Source organism: Teichococcus coralli, assembly GCF_009829925.1.
GTDB lineage: Bacteria > Pseudomonadota > Alphaproteobacteria > Acetobacterales > Acetobacteraceae > Pseudoroseomonas > Pseudoroseomonas coralli.
Genome location: NZ_SNVJ01000060.1, coordinates 1 through 1,382, shown reverse-complemented (window position 1 = coordinate 1,382; position 1,382 = coordinate 1). Strand labels below are relative to the sequence as shown.

1 protein-coding gene is annotated in these 1,382 nt (G+C 73.3%); it reads left to right on the top strand.

Features of this window, described 5'->3' with window-relative positions; translation table 11 throughout:
- Positions 1–37: 37 nt before the first annotated feature.
- Positions 38–1,382: TolC family outer membrane protein (locus E0493_RS22910; RefSeq protein ID WP_367614583.1), on the top strand; the 1,345-nt coding region annotated here is incomplete at its 3' end.

Here is a 1,382-nt window from a genome sequence, read left to right as displayed (position 1 = left end):
GATCGCCGCGAGACTGCGAGTTGTGTTGGGAACGGTGGTGTTTGTGTGTCCTGCGCTGCTGGCTGGGGGTGCGCGTGGGCAGACGCTGCAGGAGGCGCTGTCGCAGGCCTATGCGAACAACCCGACGCTGCAGACGGCGCGGGCGCAGTTGCGGGTGGTGGACGAGAACGTGCCGCAGGCGCTGGCGGGGTGGCGGCCGAGCGTGGTGCTGTCGGGGTCGGGGGGGTATGTGACGGGGCAGGCGCGGACGCAGGGGTTCCGGGGTCCGACCTACACGGAGACCGACCGGCAGATTGGCAGCATGAGCGCGACGGTGACGCAGCCGCTGTACAATGGCGGGCGGACGGTGGCGCAGACGCGGCGGGCGGAGAACCAGGTTCTGGCGCAGCGGGCGCGGGTGCTGGCGACCGAGCAGCAGGTGCTGTCGGACGTGGTGTCGGCCTATGTGGCGGTGATCCGCGACCAGGAGACGCTGCGGCTGAACGTCAACAACGTGCAGGTGCTGCAGCGGCAGCTGGATGCGACCAACGAGCGGTTCCGGGTGGGCGAGATCACGCGCACCGACGTGGCGCAGGCGGAGAGCCGGCGCTCGGGGGCGGAGGCGGCGCGGGCGAACGCGGAGGGCACGCTGCAGACCAGCCGGGCGACCTTTCGGCGGGTGGTGGGGCTGTCGCCGGACCGCCTGGTGGCGCCGCAGCCGCTGACCGCGGCGGTGACGGGGGCGGCGGCGGCGGCGGAGCTGGCGATGCGCAACAACCCGGGGGTGGTGGCGGCGCGGTTTGACGAGGCGGCGGCGCGGGACGGGGTGGACGTGCAGGCGGCGGCGCTGCTGCCGAGCGTGAGCCTGCAGGCGCAGGCCTTTCGCAGCGACAACACGCAGCTGCCGGACACCCGCTCGACCGGCGAGCAGATCACGGCGAACCTGTCGGTGCCGCTGTTCCAGGGCGGCGGCGAGTACGCCGCGGTGCGGCAGGCGCGGCAGGACGCGGTGCGGCTGCGGCAGGTGGTGGACGACCAGCGGCGGCAGGTGATGCAGCAGGCGACGCAGGCCTGGGAGGTGCTGCAGACGGCGCGCGCGCAGGTGGACAGCGTGCGGTCGCAGATCCGCGCCGCGGCGATCGCGCTGGACGGCGTGCAGCGCGAGGCGGTGGTGGGCAGCCGCACCACGCTGGACGTGCTGAACGCCGAGCAGGAGCTGCTCAACGCCCGCGTCTCCCTGGTGCAGGCGCTCGCCAACGTGGTCACCGCCAGCTACGGCCTGGCCGCCGCCGTCGGCCGCCTCACCGCCCGCGACCTCGCCCTCCCCGTCGCCCAGTACGACATGGAGGAATACTACAACGCCGTCCGATCCAGGTGGTTCGGAACCGGAAACCCGCTGGACA